Origin of the sequence: Bacteroides sp. AN502(2024) (assembly GCF_041227145.1) — a bacterium.
GTDB lineage: Bacteria > Bacteroidota > Bacteroidia > Bacteroidales > Bacteroidaceae > Bacteroides.
In genome coordinates this window covers 1,080,496-1,098,325 of the sequence record NZ_JBGFSP010000003.1, presented here as the reverse complement: position 1 = coordinate 1,098,325, position 17,830 = coordinate 1,080,496, and the positions used below count along the sequence as shown (strand labels likewise).

The 17,830-nt window shown below is 44.3% G+C and carries 9 protein-coding genes and 1 pseudogene; 9 read left to right on the top strand and 1 reads right to left on the bottom strand.

Annotation, left to right across the window (positions count from 1 at the left end):
* Nucleotides 1-134 precede the first annotated feature (134 nt).
* A pseudogene (locus AB9N12_RS04350) lies at nt 135-4,645 on the top strand (translocation/assembly module TamB domain-containing protein).
* A gap of 2 nt (nt 4,646-4,647) precedes the next feature.
* Nucleotides 4,648-6,990: a BamA/TamA family outer membrane protein gene (locus tag AB9N12_RS04345; RefSeq protein ID WP_369890006.1), complete on the top strand. Its 2,343-nt coding sequence runs from the start codon at nt 4,648-4,650 to the stop codon at nt 6,988-6,990.
* On the opposite strand, the gene AB9N12_RS04340 is transcribed toward AB9N12_RS04345, so the two are convergent.
* Nucleotides 6,991-7,563 (bottom strand): RNA polymerase sigma factor, encoded by a 573-nt coding sequence (locus AB9N12_RS04340; RefSeq protein WP_369890005.1) that lies wholly within the window; start codon nt 7,561-7,563, stop codon nt 6,991-6,993.
* 133 nt (nt 7,564-7,696) lie between these two features.
* On the opposite strand from AB9N12_RS04340, the gene AB9N12_RS04335 reads away from it, so the two are divergent.
* The 7 genes from AB9N12_RS04335 (at nt 7,697) to AB9N12_RS04305 (ending at nt 17,811) form a co-directional block, all read left to right on the top strand.
* Nucleotides 7,697-8,884 carry a FecR family protein gene (locus AB9N12_RS04335; protein ID WP_369890003.1) on the top strand — a complete coding sequence of 396 codons (1,188 nt, stop codon included), beginning with the start codon at nt 7,697-7,699 and terminating at the stop codon, nt 8,882-8,884.
* Nucleotides 8,885-8,920: 36 nt separating this feature from the next.
* Nucleotides 8,921-12,442 (top strand): SusC/RagA family TonB-linked outer membrane protein, encoded by a 3,522-nt coding sequence (locus AB9N12_RS04330; RefSeq protein WP_369890001.1) that lies wholly within the window; start codon nt 8,921-8,923, stop codon nt 12,440-12,442.
* A 29-nt stretch (nt 12,443-12,471) separates the two neighbouring features.
* Complete coding sequence (locus AB9N12_RS04325) at nt 12,472-14,019, top strand: RagB/SusD family nutrient uptake outer membrane protein (RefSeq protein ID WP_369889999.1); 1,548 nt, start codon at nt 12,472-12,474, stop codon at nt 14,017-14,019.
* Between the two features lie 23 nt (nt 14,020-14,042).
* Nucleotides 14,043-14,993, top strand: a complete 951-nt coding sequence (locus AB9N12_RS04320) for a hypothetical protein (RefSeq protein ID WP_369889997.1) — start codon at nt 14,043-14,045, stop codon at nt 14,991-14,993.
* 18 nt (nt 14,994-15,011) lie between these two features.
* Nucleotides 15,012-16,241 carry a thioredoxin family protein gene (locus AB9N12_RS04315; protein ID WP_369889995.1) on the top strand — a complete coding sequence of 410 codons (1,230 nt, stop codon included), beginning with the start codon at nt 15,012-15,014 and terminating at the stop codon, nt 16,239-16,241.
* A 15-nt stretch (nt 16,242-16,256) separates the two neighbouring features.
* Complete coding sequence (locus tag AB9N12_RS04310; protein WP_369889993.1) at nt 16,257-17,348, top strand: thioredoxin-like domain-containing protein; 1,092 nt, start codon at nt 16,257-16,259, stop codon at nt 17,346-17,348.
* Nucleotides 17,349-17,433: 85 nt separating this feature from the next.
* Nucleotides 17,434-17,811 (top strand): hypothetical protein, encoded by a 378-nt coding sequence (locus tag AB9N12_RS04305; protein WP_369889012.1) that lies wholly within the window; start codon nt 17,434-17,436, stop codon nt 17,809-17,811.
* Nucleotides 17,812-17,830 lie beyond the last annotated feature (19 nt).

The following is a 17,830-nucleotide window of genomic DNA, read 5'->3' as shown; positions in this document are numbered from 1 at the left end:
GAAGGAAAGATCTCTGGAGTCGCATTTTTAATGAAAGATCCGTGCACTGAGGAACATTTTATTTCCGTAGTCAAACCTTTTTTCAAAATAAATTGTTTACTTTGTGTCACCTTATTTACACTGACACATTTTACATGAAACGAAAATGGATACGCCGGGTAAGCTGGATACTGTTTACTCCTGTCATACTCTTTGTAATACTAATGGTATTGCTTTATGTCCCCCCCGTTCAGAATCTTTTGCGCCGGGAGGTTACTGCATACGCCTCTAAAGCAACCGGTATGCAGATTCAGGTGGAGCGGATCGATCTTCGTTTCCCACTTAATTTGTTGGTACGCGGCGTGGAGGTTATTCAACAGCCGGACACTCTTTTGTCTTTGGAAAGCCTGAATGTCCGTATACAGGCATGGCCGTTGATCAAAGGAAAGGTGGAAGTGGATGAGGTAACTTTAAGCCGGATCGTTGTTAACTCAGCCAATTGGGTGGAAGGTATGCAGGTTAAGGGCGTTTTAGGACGTTTCTTCTTGCGAAGCCATGGCGTTGATTTATCTAATGAAATAGCGGTAATCAACCGGGCTGAACTATCTGATACTCATGTACAGTTGCTGATGAATGATACCACGACTACTCCTAAAGATACTACAGCTTCCGCTCCGGTCAACTGGAAAGTGGACCTTCATCAATTGAAACTAAAGAATGTATCATTCATGATGCAGCTTCCTGCCGATACCCTGCAAATGGCAGTTCATATCGGAGAGGCTGCTATTGATGAGGCTCAAGCTGATTTGAAAGATCAGTCTTATGGTTTGAAAAAGTTTCTGTTGTCTGGAACTTCCGCTAGTTACGATACAGGAACCGCGCAGCCGACGGAAGGCTTGGATGCTTCTCATATTGCGGTTCGCGATGTTCGTATCGCTTTGGATTCCTTGTTGTATAAAGGTAGGGATATGAAGGCGGTCATTCGTGAGTTTACCATGAATGAACGTTCCGGACTAAGTGTTACTTCATTGACAGGTAGAGCGTACTCCAACGATTCAATCATTAGCATTCCCGGTTTAAAACTAAAGACCCCTCATTCTGAAATAGATTTATCAGCCCATACCTATTGGGAACTGATCAATATCCCGACTGCAGGGCATTTGTCTGCCAACCTCAATGCCTATATCGGCAAAGAAGATGTGCTGTTATTGGCAGGGGGACTGCCTGAGCGTTTTAAGAAAGCCTATCCGTTTCGTCCACTTGTTATCCGTGCCGGTACGGACGGTAACTTGAAACAGATGCAGATTTCCCGTCTGACGGTAGACTTGCCGGGGGCTTTTGCATTGGAAGGAGGCGGGGTTATTGAAAACTTGACCGACAGTCTGACGCGTACCGGAACTATCGGTCTGAAAATGACTACTCAAAATCTGAACTTCCTGACTGCCCTGTCAGGAGACGCTCCCAATGGCACTGTCGTAATTCCCGACAGTATGAATCTGGCGGCGAGAGTCGATATCAAAGGTCCCGAATATAAAGCGAACCTTCATCTGAAAGAAAGAGAAGGCGTTATGGATGTAAATGCTGCATTAAATACATCTACTGAGGTTTATAGGGCTGATTTGAAAATAGACAATCTGCAACTCCAGCATTTTCTTCCGAAAGATTCTATCTATGAACTTTCTCTTTCGGCGGCAGCTAATGGGCGTGGACTGGATATCATGTCCTACCGTTCTTTAGCTAAATTGAATCTTTCATTGGATCAACTTCATTATGCAAACTATCATCTTTCCAACCTTGATTTGAGAGGAGAACTGAAAGGCGCACTGGCCACTGCACATCTGACAAGTGATAATGCCTTATTGAAGATGACAACTGATGCTGAATATAATCTGGCACACAGTTACCCCGACGGTAAGATAATGGTTGATATTGATCGACTGGATCTGCATGAATGGGGACTTATGCCGCAACCAATGAAACGTCCGATGGCTTTCAATTTAGCTGCTGAAGCCCGTCGGGATTTTGTTTCGGTACATTTGGCCTCCGGAGATATGAAACTTGATTTGAGTACACGCTCCGGTGTTAATCCTTTGATTCGCCAATCGACTCATTTGGTAGATGTGTTGATGAAACAGATAGATGAGAAAGCTTTGAACCACACAGAGTTGCGCGAAGCATTGCCGACAGCCATTCTCTCTTTCTCCGCAAGAAAAGAGAATCCGTTAGCCTATTTCCTGGCTGCCAGAAACATATTCTATCAGGATGCTTCCGTGAAACTCGGTACGGATCCGGATGGGGGAATCAACGGTAAGGCTGCCATCCATGCGTTGAAAATGGATACATTGCAACTCGATACCGTTTTCTTCACTGTCAAACAGGATACCACATTTATGAAGTTGCGTGCCGGAGTTATCAACGGACCGAAGCATCCGCAATTTTCATTCTCCACCACTCTGACAGGGGAAATCCGCGATCGTGACGCTGAATTACTGGTAGACTACAAAAACGGCAAAGGAGAAACAGGGGTATTATGGGGTGTCAACGCCCGTCCACTCTTCGAAGGACATGGTAAAGGGAACGGAATAGCTTTCAGGCTGATTCCGGAACATCCGATTGTCGCCTTCCGAAAATTCCATTTTAACGAGAATCACAACTGGATATACCTGCATAAGAATATGCGTGTATATGCCAACGTGGATATGTGGGATGAGGAAGGAATGGGATTCCGAGTTCATTCTGTGCAAGGAGACACGGTGTCTTTGCAGAATATAGATGTTGAAATACGCAGAATCCGCTTGCAAGAAATAACGAGCGTATTGCCTTATTTCCCTGAAATAACCGGATTGTTTTCGTTGGAGGCTCATTATATACAGACGGAAAACGATTTGCAGCTCTCGGCCGAGGCATCTATTGATGAATTGACCTATGAGCGCCAACGTATCGGTGACGTTGCATTGGGTGCCACCTGGTTGCCGGGTGAAGGGGGGAACAATATCTGAATGGTTACCTGAACCATGACCGGATAGAAGTATTGGTAGCGGATGGAAAACTGCTTCCCACCCGAACGGGGAAAGACAGTCTGGAGGTGAATACGACTTTGGAACATTTCCCGCTTCGGGTAGCCAATGTATTTATTCCCGACCGGATAGTCACCTTGTCCGGTGATATGGATGGTGATCTGAACATCACGGGCAGCACCGAACAACCTTTGATAAACGGTGAACTGATACTGGATAGCGTTGCCGCCTTTTCCCGGCAGTATGGTGCCCGCTTCATGCTTGACAACCGTCCTGTGCAGATAAAAAATAACCGGCTGTTGTTTGATAAATTCGCTATCTACACTACATCGAAGAATCCGTTTACCATTGATGGCTATGTTGATTTCAGAGACATGAGTTGTCCGATGGCAAATCTGAATATGCTGGCACAGAACTATACCTTGCTGGATGCCAAACGCACCCGTGAAAGTCTGGTTTACGGCAAAGTATTTGCCGATTTCCGTGCAACGGTGAAAGGACCTTTGGACGGGCTGAATATGCGTGGAAACGTAAGCCTGTTGGGTAATACCGATGTTTCGTATATCTTGACCGACTCGCCATTGACCGTACAAGACCGCTTGGGAAGTCTTGTGGCATTCACCTCATTCAGTGATACTACAACCGTTGTCCACCAGGAGGTGCCGACTGTTTCATTAGGTGGGCTGGATATGGTAATGATGGTACATATCGACCCGTCTGTCCGGGTGAAAGTTGATTTGGATACAAGTAATGGTAACCGTATTGAATTGGAAGGCGGCGGTGACCTCTCCATGAAATACATTCCGCAAGGAGATCTGACACTGACGGGACGCTACACCTTGAGTGGCGGTTTGATGAAATATGCTTTGCCGGTGATTGCGGCAAAAGAATTTGCCATCGACAACGGCAGCTATGTGGAATGGACGGGAAACCCGATGGACCCGATGCTGAACTTCAAAGCGACCGACCGCATCCGTGCATCCGTATCTGAAGGCGAGAACGGGGGAAGCCGCATGGTCAACTTCGATGTTTCCGTTATAGTGAAGAACCGCTTGGATAATCTCTCGTTCGCATTCGATGTGTCAGCTCCCGAAGACGCGACCGTGCAAAACGAACTGACCGCTATGGGGGCTGAAGAACGCGGTAAACAGGCACTGTATATCATGGTGATGAAAACCTACCTCGGCACCGGACCGATTGGCGGTGGCGGCGGTGGACTCGGCAAGCTGAACATGGGCGCTGCCCTGACCTCCGTATTGAGCAGTCAGATTAACTCATTGATGGGTAATCTGAAAAATGCAAGCCTCTCTGTCGGTGTCGAAGATCATGACAATTCGGATACGGGTGGCAAGCGTACGGATTATAGTTTCCGCTATTCGCAACGTCTCTTCAACAATCGTTTCCAAATTGTGATTGGCGGTAAGGTATCCACAGGTGAGAATGTGGCGAACGATGCCGAATCCTTTATCGATAATATCTCTTTGGAATACCGTTTGGATAGGACGGGAACACGCTACGTCCGTCTGTTCTATGACAAGAACTATGAGAGTGTGCTCGAAGGCGAGATTACGGAAACCGGAGTCGGTCTGGTACTTCGCAAGAAACTGGATAAACTCAGTGAACTGTTCATCTTTAAGAAAAAGAAGTAAGCATGAAAAGTATATATAGTCATATAGTGACAATAAGTCTGATTGGTATCATCCTGTTTGCTGGTTGTTCGGTGACAAAGCATCTGCCTGAAGGGGAGATGCTCTATACCGGTAGCAAAACCGTTGTAGTAAATAAATCGACCACGCCGGTAGGTGTGACAGCTATGACTGAGATTGACGCAGCTCTTGACAAAACTCCCAGTACAAAGATGCTCGGAGGTTTTCTGCCTATTCCTTTTAAGATGTGGATGTACAATGGTTTTGTGAAATATGAAAAAGGCCTCGGCAAGTGGATATTCAACCGCTTTGCTGCCAATCCGCCTGTTTTTATCTCTACCGTCAATCCGGATGTTCGCATCAAGGTAACAACCAATCTGTTGCGTGATTATGGCTATTTTAACGGAAAGGTGACTTACCAAACAGAGGTCGACAAGAAAGACAGCCTGAAGGCAGGTATTGTCTATACGGTAGATATGAAGAATCCCTACTTCATTGATACGGTTTATTATCAGCGTTTCACTCCTCTAACTTTACGGATTATGGAGCGTGGGCGCCGGATGTCTTACATCAGCCCCGGTGAACAGTTCAACGTGGTGGATCTGGACGAAGAGCGTACCCGCATCAGCACGCTACTACGTAACCGCGGATATTTTTATTTCCGTCCCGACTATATGACATACCAGGCAGATACCACCCTAATCCCCGGCGGTCATATCAGCCTGCGTTTGATTCCTGTTCCGGGATTGCCCGCTGCTGCGCAACGTCCCTATTATGTAGGTGACGCATCTGTCTATCTGTTCGGAAAGAACGGTGAAGCCCCGAATGACAGTTTGTTCTACAAGAATCTTAAGATTCACTATTACAATAAATTACAAGTCCGCCCCAATATGCTGTATCGTTGGCTGAATTATCAGAAGTTTGTCCGTAATGCTCAGATGCGTGCTTCCAACCGTACCCGCCTTTACAGCCAATACCGCCAGGAGCAGGTGCAGGAAAAACTTGGTCAATTGGGAATATTCAGCTATACGGACATACAGTACGCTCCCAGGGATACGACAGCCGTTTGCGATACATTGGACATCACGATGCAGGCTGCCTTCGCCAAACCGCTGGATGCCGAACTGGAATTGAATGTAGTTACCAAAAGTAATGACCAGACGGGGCCCGGCGCCTCATTTGGGGTCACTCGTAACAATGTATTCGGTGGTGGAGAAAGCTGGAACGTAAAACTGAAAGGGTCTTATGAATGGCAAACCGGCGGTGGAAATAAAAGCTCGTTAATGAATAGTTGGGAAATGGGACTTTCCACATCTCTCACTTTTCCGAGAGTCGTATTCCCCCGTCTGGGTAAGATGGAATTTGACTATCCGGCTACCACTACATTCCGTCTATACGCCGACCAGTTGAACCGTGCCAAGTATTACAAGCTATTGTCATTCGGTGGAAATGCAACCTATGATTTTCAGCCGACCCGCACCAGCCGCCATAGCATTACGCCTTTCAAACTGACGTTTAACGTCTTACAGCATCGAACGAAAGAATTTCAGGAAATAGCGGCTGCCAATCCTGCGTTATATATCAGCTTGGACAATCAATTTATCCCGGCTATGGAATACACATATACCTACGATAACGCTTCGGCACGCCGGGTAAAGAACCCTATTTGGTGGCAATCCACCATTACTTCTGCCGGAAACTTGACATCCACCAGCTACCGTGCTTTCGGCCGACCGTATGATGAAGAAGGGAAAAAACTCCTGGGGGCGCCGTTCTCCCAATTTATGAAGTTCAACACCGAATTCCGCTATTTATGGAATATGGATAAGAACAATAAGATCGCTTCCCGCGTAGCACTGGGGGCTCTCTTCTCTTATGGTAATTCTACCATAGCTCCATATAACGAGCAATTCTACGTAGGTGGTGCCAACAGTATCCGTGCCTTTACCGTACGCAGCATCGGACCGGGTGGCTACCATCCTGAAAAAAGCCGTTATTCCTATCTTGATCAGACAGGAACTTTCCGTTTCGAAGCGAATGTGGAATATCGTTTCCGCATCTTCAAGAGCATTTGGGGAGCCACCTTTTTGGATGCAGGAAACGTTTGGCTGATGCGTAAGGATGAGGCTCGCCCCAAGTCACAGCTTCGTTTGAAAACTTTCCCGAAACAGATTGCTTTGGGCACAGGGCTAGGTGTCCGTTACGACATGGATATTCTTGTGTTCCGTCTCGATTTCGGTGTTCCTTTGCATATGCCTTATGACACAGAAAGAAGTGGGTATTACAATGTCACCGGAGCCTTCTTTAAGAATCTGGGGATACACTTTGCTATCGGTTATCCGTTCTGATTATGAGTTCAATAACCTGAAAAGTACGATGAGAATGAGTTTTATCTCATCGTTTGTTTGCTGAGAAAGATGTTGGCGTAGTAATGCAATGAACTGCGCCTTTCTTTTCTTAACGGCACTTTCGGAAATGTTGAGTCGGTTGGCTATTTCAGCATTCTTCAGGCCTTGCTCGAAACTTAGTTCAAACAGCTCTCGATATTTGGAGGGAAGTTGTTCTATGGCATTCCAGAGCATGTCCAATGTTTCTTGTTCGATTAGGCTGTTGAGGAAGTTCTCCTCCTCCTCTTCTTTTGCATGGGCAGACAGGTAGTTCTCTTTTGCCGTTTGGTGGCGTAGGAGGGATATAGTTGCGTTATAAATGCAGGAATATAGGAAAGATTTGAAGGCAAATGTAGAGGCTAGCGAATCTTTATGAAGGTATGTCTGGTAAATTGCGTCTTGTACGCAGTCTTCTGCCAGAAATGCGTAATCTTTTCCCAAATGCCTTCCGGCATATAGTAAGAGTTGAGGATACATTTTTTGGTAAAACGTATCGATTCTGCCTGCCTTGAAATCTCTAAATATCTGCTCCATCTATCTGCTTGCAAATCATTCACAGATACAAAAGTAATTATAAAATAATCTTTTTCTAACTTTTCTTTAGTTTTTTCTTCTTTTTACTGTCCTTTTTTTAATCGTTTGCGTTATAGGTAAAAACAATGTAAATATGGAAGAAGAAAATATAAAGCGTATTGCTGTGCTGATTGGCAGAGAACTGACTGGTCAACTGACAGAATATGAACATGGGATGTTGGATGAATGGCGTCGGCAGAGTGATAAGAATGAACAACTTTATCAAAGACTGACAGATAAGGAGCGTTTAGCCCGAGAGTATAGACTGATGAAATCGGTCGGGATAGAACGTCCGTTGGCTGATATGAAAGGGCGGATAGCTCGTTTGGCTGTTCGTCCGGAACGCACGAAGTACATTTTCCGGTTATGGGCGGGAGTTGCCGCAATCGCTCTATTGATACTTGTCTGGAAAGTGAACGGATGGATACATCATTCGGCCTCCGTGGAGGAAGAGGAATTATTGCAGGCCGTTGAGATTCGTCCCGGGCAGACACAGGCCACCCTGATTTTGAGTACCGGTGAAAATCTTACACTGGATTCGGACACACTTATCACCAGTCAAAAGAAGGCGCTCTCTTCTGTTCAGGCACAAGCTGTTTCTGCCTCGACTGTTGGGGAGGTGGAGAAAGTAAAAGCAAACATCTTGATTACTCCAAGAGGAGGGGAGTTTAAGATTGTTCTGGAAGACGGGACAGAAGTGTGGCTCAATGCTGAGTCCAGGCTGACATATCCCGAAACCTTCGGGAGTGAGGAACGAAGAGTGTCTGTTCAGGGAGAAGCTTATTTTAAGGTGCATAAAGATGCGGAGAAGCCTTTCTACATAGAGACGGACGGGCAATTGATACGAGTTTATGGAACCGAATTTAATGTTCGTTCTTACGAGGAGGATGAAGCGGTTTGTACTACTCTTGTCGAAGGAAGTATCTCTATTCGGCCGGTCGGAACAGGGCAGGGGGAGTTGATACTTGCTCCTAATCATCAGTCGTTATTCAACAAAAAGGATGCGACAGCTTCTCTGCGTACAGTCAATCCGGAGGTGTTCGTTAGTTGGAAAAACGGTATGTTTGTGTTCGAAGAGCAGAATCTGGAACAAATCATGTGTACATTGAGCCGATGGTATAACTTTACTTATACATTTAAAGATGAGAGTCTGAAAGCTACTGTGTTTATGGGAAGTATCCCACGTTATGCGGAATTTGATGATGTGATTCGTATTCTTGAAAAAAGCGGTGGAATAAAACTGGAAATGAAAGGACCAAACATTATCCTGTCAAAGAGATAGCTATTATTATATACGTTTCATTAAAAAAAAGACATTATGTTAGCATGTAAAAAGCGTTTTGTTTGCCGGAGTATATTAGTCCTGCTCATCGCTTTTCCCTTGAAAGGATGGGCACAGAGCCTGGATGTCAGTTACGACAAACAGCCTATCGAGAGAGTCATTGCCGATTTAAAGAAAAAGACGGATTATGACTTTGTTTATCAGAAGCAGGTATTGGAAAATGTGCCGTACATTTCGGGCTCATATACCGGAATGACTATCGGTCAGATTCTTGATAAACTGTTGTATGGGACAGGACTTGAATATAGTATCGTGAAAAGCACGATTATTATTCGGAAATCCGATCCTGTCCTTCTAAAACATAAGAGAATTGTTGGTAAGGTGGTGGGAGAAGAGGGAGAAACGTTGCCCGGCGTGCATGTGCATCTTAAGCATACGAATGTAGGTACCACAACCAATATGGACGGTGAGTTTAGTATAATGGTCAGTGGGGCGGAACCTGTTCTTCAATTCAGCTATGTAGGTATGGAAAAACGGGAGATACATGTTACCGAACGGACAGGTTCTTCTCTGCATGTGAAACTGACCAGCAATGCGTCGGCCATAGATGAAGTAGTGGTGACTGGATATCAAGCCATGAATCGGCGCGAATTGGCAAGTGCAATTGCTACGGTTAAAGCGAAAGATGTTATCGCTCCCGAAGCCATGAGTATCGACCAGATGCTACAAGGAAAAATTCCCGGAATGACGGTGATGACACAGTCGGGTGAGCCGAGTAGTACGCCAACCATCCGAATTCGCGGTAATTCGACAATTAATGGCAATAAGGCTCCGGTTTGGGTGGTAGACGGGGTGATTATGTCCGATGTAGTGCCATTTACGGCTTCTGACTTAAATAGCCCCGATGCAGCTTATTTGATAGGCAATAGTATTTCCGGATTGAGTCCGCAGGATATTGAAAGTATTAGTGTTTTGAAAGATGCGTCGGCTACTGCCATTTATGGGGTGAAGGCGGCAAATGGGGTGATTGTGGTGACTACCAAGCGGGGAACCGTATCCGCTCCGGTAGTGACGTATGATGCGGTTGTGAATATAAACACCCGCCCTCGTTATAGCCAGTTTGATTTGATGAATTCTCAGGAAAGGGTACAGCTTTCTCAGGATATTTATGAGGCGCGTCTGGAGTATCCGCGTGTTCCTATTCAGGAGAGTTATGAAGGTGCGTTGCAGCAGTTGATTAACAAAAAAATCAGCCAGAGTGAATTCTCTTCACTTGTCGGGAAATATGAAACAATGAACAGCGATTGGTTCAAGGCACTGTTTCGTCCTGTTATAACACAGAATCATAATGTGTCTGTGACCGGCGGAACAGAAAAGGTACGTTATTATACTTCATTGAGTTATAACAAGAGTCCTGGCATTGCGAAGAAATCGGAAAGCGATCGTTTTACGGGGTTGGGCAAGTTGTATTTTAAAATTAACCGGATTTTTGATGTAGACCTTAAAATGGAAATCAGCAATCAGAATAACGAAGGGTACTCTTCGGTCAATCCGTTTTCTTATGCTTTTAATACGTCGCGTGCTATTCCGATCTATGGTGATAACGGTGAATGGTATTTTTATGCAAAAGGTGGGGTTGCTCCCGATTATATTACATACAATGTGCTAAATGAGCTGGAACAGACTGGGCGGAAAAATAATACCCGTCGTTTGGGCGGAGTACTGAACTTCAATGCACGTCTGTTGAAGGGGCTTACTTATACAGGGACGGTTTCTTATTATTGGAGTGATAATCGTACCACTTCGTGGGCAACCGATCACTCTTATGAGGTCGGTAGCATACGTCAGTATGATTATGGAAAATATCAGAAAGGGGATACAGAATATGAACGTTCCAGCCTGCCGTTTGGTGGAAAATTGCAGGAGGATTTCATTCAAAGTCGATCTTATACAGTCCGGAATACATTGAATTATGTGAATACGTTTGCTGAACAGCATAGTGTCAACTTGTTTGGTGGTATTGAGATTCGTTCGGAGAAGTATAGTGGAAACAAGGTGCTGTCTTATGGCTGGGACCCCAACTATGGGCAGTCCGTCTCTCCCGTATTTACCTCTTCATATATCTCTCTGGCAACGGTTGGGCTGTTCAATCCTGTTATTACGGAACGAGTGACGCAGATTGCTTCGTATATAGGTTCTGCCAGCTATTGCTATGATGAACGTTATATCTTGAATGCCAATATACGATCAGACGGTGCCAATAAATTTGGCAGCAATCCGGAATATCGTTGGTTACCGACATGGTCGCTTGCCGGGAAATGGATTGTATCCAACGAACGTTTCATGGAAACTGCCCGCTTTATGGATAATCTTTCTCTTCGTGCTTCTTATGGGCTGCAAGGAAACATTCATGATGATGCGACTCCGTACTTGATTGTCTCTATGAATAAGGAAAATCCAGTATCCGGACTCCGTCCCGGCACTATTAAACGACTTCCGAATCCGGATTTGCGCTGGGAGAAGACGCATTCCTATAACATCGGACTTGACCTTTCGTTTTTCAGAAACAGACTCAATCTGACGGTAGATTATTATCGGAAGAAAACGACTGATCTGATTACAGACATGCAGGTGTCTCCTACCACCGGGCGAAATTATATGTTTATGAATGCGGGCGAAGCTATTAATAAAGGAATTGAAGGTGTCATTAGCGCCGACCTGATACGTAATAAGACTTTCAGTTGGAATGTTTCCTATAACTTCAGCCACAATACAAATGAGGTGCGTTATGCCTTCGATGCCAATCTGACAGGTAAAGAGGTATACCAACAAATGTTGGCAGGTAATGTTGCCACTATCGGACAGCCGCTCGGGACAATCTATTCGTTCAAGTTTGCCGGACTTTCGAGTGAGAACGGTTATCCGTTGTTTTATACCACTGACGGGCGAAAGGTACACGACGGTGATTATGCAGCGATGGAATTGGTACCTTCCGGTAGTATTTATCCAGATTTGTCCGGTGGGTTTGATACTCGCCTCACTTATAAGAACAATCTTAGTCTTTCCATTGGTTTCAGCTACCAATTGGGAGCTGTCAAACGTCTGCCATCTATTTATAATAAAGCAGAAAAGGCTTTCGACCCTTCCGCTAATCTGCCCAAAGCCCTGGCGAACCGCTGGAAACAACCTGGTGATGAACATTTCACTAATATTCCAGCATTGTATGATGAAAAAATTGCAAACGGATTTCCGGATGAGTTGAGAGGATTTTATGATAATAACCGAAATTCGGATGTGATGATGCCTGAAATGTATGATATGAGCGATTTGCGCATTGCAAAGAATGATTTCCTGCGTTTGCGCAATGTGACACTGAGCTATCGTTTGCCCAGTAGTGTACTTAATAAACTAAATGTAAAAGAGATGACCATCCGTTTGCAGGGAAGCAACTTAAAGACTTGGGCTCCCAAAGCCTGGGACGGGCTCGACCCGACAACAGCATATGCTAATATGCCTTTGATGCCAAGTTACAGTGTGGGAGCCAGCATTACATTTTAAATTAACAACTAAATAAAAGTGAGTATATTATGAAAATTAAATTATATCCTGTAATAGGAAGTCTGGCTTTGGCAATCGTGACAATCTCCTGTTCCGATTATCTGAACGAGAGTTCCGGCGATTTGCTGATTCCGGAAAAGGTGGAAGAATTTCAGTCTGTTCTTTACGGTGAAGGATATCCTGACTCATATACGGATGATGTGGAATGGATGGATTTGATGACGGATGATGTAGAAATATCTCCGCGTGCAGCAGCTGAAAGTATGCAAGTTGAAGGGGACGCAACTTCTTTGATTGCTACCGGACGGGGAGCATTCTGCTGGGCGTATGATATCGAATATTACTTGGTAAATTATGGCAGTCCTTATGAAAACCGTTATAAAAATATCATGGCGTGCAATACGGTCATTGAGATCGGTGAAGATATGCTAGGTGACAGGGCAAGTGTGCACTCGTGTCTGGCTCAGGCGTATACATTACGGGCTTTTAATTATTTTTGCCTGCTTAATTGGTACGGGCTCCCTTATAACGAATTGACGGCTGATACAGATATGGGAGTGGCTATCAGACTGGAAAGTAAGGTGAGTCGCGACCAGCCTCGGCGTTCGACGGTGGCACAAGTGTACAAGCAAATAAATGAAGACTTGGATACAGCTTTGAAGCTGTTTGAAACGGCCCAACCCACCAAAAACATATTTGTTGTATCCAAGAAAGCTGCTTTACTGCTTAAAACTCGCGTAGCGTTATACACCCATCAGTGGGATGAGGTCATCCGTTATGGAGAGCTTCTGAAGGAGGAAGGCATCAAGCTATATGATATAAGTGCATTAACAGCCGACGATATGAGTAATAGGATTTCCAAATTCGTATTCTTGACCGGTAAGAATCCGGAGGTTCTGTTCACATTCGGAAATGCGGGAATGAGGTATCATGCTTTCATGGATTTAATTAGAGGAGCTATATTCGTGCCTTCTCAAACAGAAGAGAATGATTTGATCCGTATTTATGAAGAAGGAGACAACCGTATGTACGCTTTCTTTATGCAGGATTACATCGATTATGATGCGGATTGGAAGATGTATTGGGCGTATGATGATTATCGGAAGATTCCATTCAAACATTATGATATCAATTCCAACAAGCAGTGTTACACTCAGGCATTCCGTAGTGCTGAAGTCTGGCTGAACATGGCAGAGGCATATGTACATAGAAATACTGGCAATGACAAGGAGTCTGCTGTCGCTTTATTGAATGAGTTGAGAAAATGTCGTTTCACTGCCGGACAATATCAAGAACTGGCTGTCTCTGATTTTACCGATGCGGAAACGCTTCTTCAATTTGTTCGGGACGAACGCCGGCGTGAATTTTGCTTTGAAGAGACTCACCGCTGGAATGATTTACGGCGCTATGGCATGCCGCGTATTGAACATAAACTTTATGTGACAAGTACCTCTGTACCGGAAACTTTTGTTCTTGAACAGGGGGACAAGAACTATACACTTGCCTTGCCTAAGAGTGAAACGTCTTACAGTACCGAAATCGAGGTCTACGACCGTAGAGTAATTAACGCACAATAATAACCATCTATTAGAAAATGGATATGAAAAAAATAACGATATACCTTTTGTCCGGCCTGTTGTTACTGACCGGTTGTTCGGAAGAAGCACTTACACCCCAGTTGGATACGACTCCCGAATACGAGAAAATACTGGCTGTCGATGAAAACGCTTCGCAAGCGGACAAAACTATTTATGAGTGGTATAAGAAGTACAATACGGCATTCCTTTATAAGTTTAATGACAAAGACGTGCACTGGCTGTGGAGCGGCACTTTCCTCTGTTACTACGAGCCTTGGAATGCGGAAAGCGAAGAAGATATGGCTATGTTGGAAAAACAACTGGAGGTGATAGAGAGTAATTTGCTTTCTAAATATGGTGAGGAGACGCTTCGAAGGTCGCTTCCTTACAAAGTGTTTTTGATGAAGGAGTTGCGTTCGAGAGATTCTTCGTTGTCATCCGCATGGACAACAGCGCTTTCTAATGGACAGGATGCGATGTTGGTGGGCTATTTGCAAAAGAGTGGTTCGCCTTTTGCCAACAGTAAGTTCGATTCCGAATTGGGCAATATCTTTAATACGTTTTTCTTCAATAGTTTGAGCAAGCGTCCCGATAAGTTTTTTGAGAGTCGGATACCTGTAAAATTCAGTCTTCTTACTTGGCCGGAAGACCCGGCGATAGAGGAAGAGCAAAAGATAAAACCTGATTTTGATAATCCGGACCATATAGCCAACGTATGCGGTTATATTGTCGGATACCTTTCTGCACGTACGCGTGTGCCTAATGAGATACAGGATTATGCCGATTATATGACTTTCTTGACGAAGAACCCGGGGAGTGAGATACGGAAAATTACAGGTTTTTACTGGCGTATTGCCTGGCGGGCTACTCTCTTTATGGAATACTGCATGGAGGCGAATGGGGAAGACCTGATAGCTGTGCAGAATGCGGCATTCCCGAATGATAAAGTAACGATGGATGATTTTAAATATTAATATGTATATTCCTCAACGATGAAGAAATTTACTTTTTTGTGTATGCTGTTGGTGGGACATTTCACACTATCGACAGCGCAGGAAAATGCCAGTGGTGGAATCATTTTTCATGAAAACGAACCTTGGAAGGAGATGATTGCCTTGGCACAGAAAGAGAATAAATTGATATTCATGGATTGTTATACCAGTTGGTGCGGACCTTGCAAAGCATTGTCAAAGAATGTATTCACTCAGAAGAAAGTGGGTGATTTCTTCAATCCGCAGTTTATCAATGTGAAATATGATATGGAGAAAGGAGACGGAAAAATGCTCCAGGAGAGGTATAAATCGTATATTGTCGGTTATCCTACCTTGTTGTTGATTGATAAAAACGGTAAGGTGTTGCAGCAAATGGCAGGATATCAGGAAGCGGATCATCTGATACAAGGAATCCAGAAAGCTGCCAAAGGACGTGATTTGTTTACTCTTGCTGCCGAGTATCAAGCAGGAAATCGGAAGTTGACTTTCATGAAAGAGTATATCGAAAGTCTGAATGCCGCTTTCTTGCGAGATAGTGTGAACAATATTACTCGCCGGCAACTGGCGGCAATAGATCCGAAAGAACTGGACAAGGATGAAGTGTGGGATGTGTATGGTGCTTATGTGAAGGATGTCCGTTCCGCAGCTTTTGAATATTTGGTGAACAATGCATACCGTTACTATCGGAAGTTGAACCGGGATTATTATAAAATCAATGCTCAACTTCAGTTTTGCTGTGAGAAGGAACTTCGCTCGCTGTTCAAACTGAATTTCGACGAACAGGGGCAGCCGCATGCCCTATCGAGTGATACCGCCACTGCCCGGAAGGTGATAGCTTATATGGAGAAAGCGGATTTGAACTATCGTGACAGTTATTTGGCTAAATTGTATATCCATCAGTTACTCTTAAAAGGGGAGTATCAAGAGGCATGGGAAAGCATTTTGTTGTGTCATCGGATGAAAATCAGGAGTTTTACGTCTGCGGCGGTGCATGATTATATCCGTTTCCTGATTCACTACTCTGTTGGAAAAGTTGCCTTGAAGGATTATTTGGATGTGCTGGAGCAGTTTCAGGCTACAGGTGAAAAAAGGGATTTCAGTTATCATATGTATCGGACGATGGCTGAAATATACCGGCAGCTCGGTAACTCGAAAAAGGCAAAAGAGCTGCAACAGGTTTATCAGACTATAGACGAACAACGAATGAAAGAGATCAAAGATTCTATTTAAAATAATAAGATGGTTATGAAGATTCTTTTTACTTTATTGCTAATATGCGCTCCTGTGTGGTTGTCGGCGCAAGATTATTGTATCGAAGGTGAAGCACCGGGAATGGACGGTATGATGATATACCTCAAAGAGTATAAAAAAGCACCGATTGATTCGGCAGTTGTTGCCGACGGTAAGTTCAGGATCCAAAACAAACTTTTGGAAGTGAAGCCGATGCTAATCAGCGTAGGCAAGACGCAACAGCATATTTTGCTGGATGAGAATCCCATTTACATTACATGCTCTACTGTTTCTCGGGAGGTAAGGGGTAAGGTTATTCCTTCTGTCCGTCTTTCTGTAAAAGGAGACGCCGATCAATATTTGTTGCAGCGAATGAATCAGGTGTTGCAAAAAGAAATGCTTGTCATGCTGGCTCTGTCTTTGTCGGGTGAAGAAAAAGATCAGGCGACGAAGGAGACCCTGAATGCGTCTTTTATCCGGGCGAAAGAAGAAAGCAAACAGTTGTATGACAGCATTGTGAACTATAATAAAGATAGTTATGTGAGTGCGTTGGTTATCCAGCAACATCTAGCCAAGGAGCGTCCCATCGAAGAACTCGAAACGCTCTATCTGCAACTTTCCGACCGTGTGAAGAATGCCGCTCCCGGACAAAAATTACAACAGACTTTGGCTTCGATGCGGACAACAGGTATAGGACAGACGGCTTCTGACTTCACTTTGCAAACTCCTGACGGAAAGGAACTCACCCTTTCTTCTTTGCGTGGTAAGCCGGTATTGCTTGATTTTTGGGCATCTTGGTGTGGCCCATGCATCCGTGAAATACCTGGCGTGAAAAAAGTCTATGAGAAGTATCATGACAAGGGGTTTGAAATTCTTTCTGTTTCGTTGGATAATAAAAAGGAAAACTGGACGCAAGCTATTGAAAAGCATCAGTTGCCGTGGCTTCATGTGTGCTCTTTGAAGGGATGGCAATGTCCGGTAGCCAAGTTGTATAATGTATCCGGAATTCCCATGATGTTGCTTATTGATGCAGATGGAAAGATTGTTGCCAATCAGTTGCGTGGAGAAAAGATGCTGGATGAGGCTGTCGGGAAGCTTTGCCAATAATGCCTTTGAAATGTGTTCAGCGCCTTGAAATGTCTTATACGGATTTAGGTTGACACCTTTTTAGAGACATAAAAAAAGAAAAATTATGTCTAAATTATCTCGTAAGATTTATTCTGAGACTTTCAAATTGGAAGTTCTCCGTGATTACTTCAGTAGCGGTTTGTCAATGTTTGCTACTGCCAAGAAATGGGGTTTACCCAACCATACTTATATTCTGCGTTGGCAAAAGTGTTATGCAATTGATTCGGATTCCTTATCTTTGTCCCCCGAACTTCTGTCAGATCTTCAAATGAAAAAGAATCCAAAATCAAAATCTAAAGAAGAACTTCTTGAAGCGGAAAATTTGCGTCTGAGAAAGGCTTTGGAACTTGAAAAACTTCGTTCCCATGCCTTTGAAAGACTGATTGAACTCACAGAAAGAGAAGAAGGGATTTCCATCTTAAAAAAAGATGGTGCCAAATAGTCACCGGCCTTCGTGAAGA

Bases quoted from the DNA above. Each gene is read 5' to 3' on its own strand.
- AB9N12_RS04320 (WP_369889997.1), top strand. From the start codon at position 14,043: ATGAAAAAAATAACGATATACCTTTTGTCCGGCCTGTTGTTACTGACC.
- AB9N12_RS04335 (WP_369890003.1), top strand. From the start codon at position 7,697: ATGGAAGAAGAAAATATAAAGCGTATTGCTGTGCTGATTGGCAGAGAA.
- AB9N12_RS04325 (WP_369889999.1), top strand. From the start codon at position 12,472: ATGAAAATTAAATTATATCCTGTAATAGGAAGTCTGGCTTTGGCAATC.
- AB9N12_RS04340 (WP_369890005.1), bottom strand. From the start codon at position 7,563: ATGGAGCAGATATTTAGAGATTTCAAGGCAGGCAGAATCGATACGTTT.
- AB9N12_RS04330 (WP_369890001.1), top strand. From the start codon at position 8,921: ATGTTAGCATGTAAAAAGCGTTTTGTTTGCCGGAGTATATTAGTCCTG.
- AB9N12_RS04345 (WP_369890006.1), top strand. From the start codon at position 4,648: ATGAAAAGTATATATAGTCATATAGTGACAATAAGTCTGATTGGTATC.
- AB9N12_RS04305 (WP_369889012.1), top strand. From the start codon at position 17,434: ATGTCTAAATTATCTCGTAAGATTTATTCTGAGACTTTCAAATTGGAA.
- AB9N12_RS04315 (WP_369889995.1), top strand. From the start codon at position 15,012: ATGAAGAAATTTACTTTTTTGTGTATGCTGTTGGTGGGACATTTCACA.
- AB9N12_RS04310 (WP_369889993.1), top strand. From the start codon at position 16,257: ATGAAGATTCTTTTTACTTTATTGCTAATATGCGCTCCTGTGTGGTTG.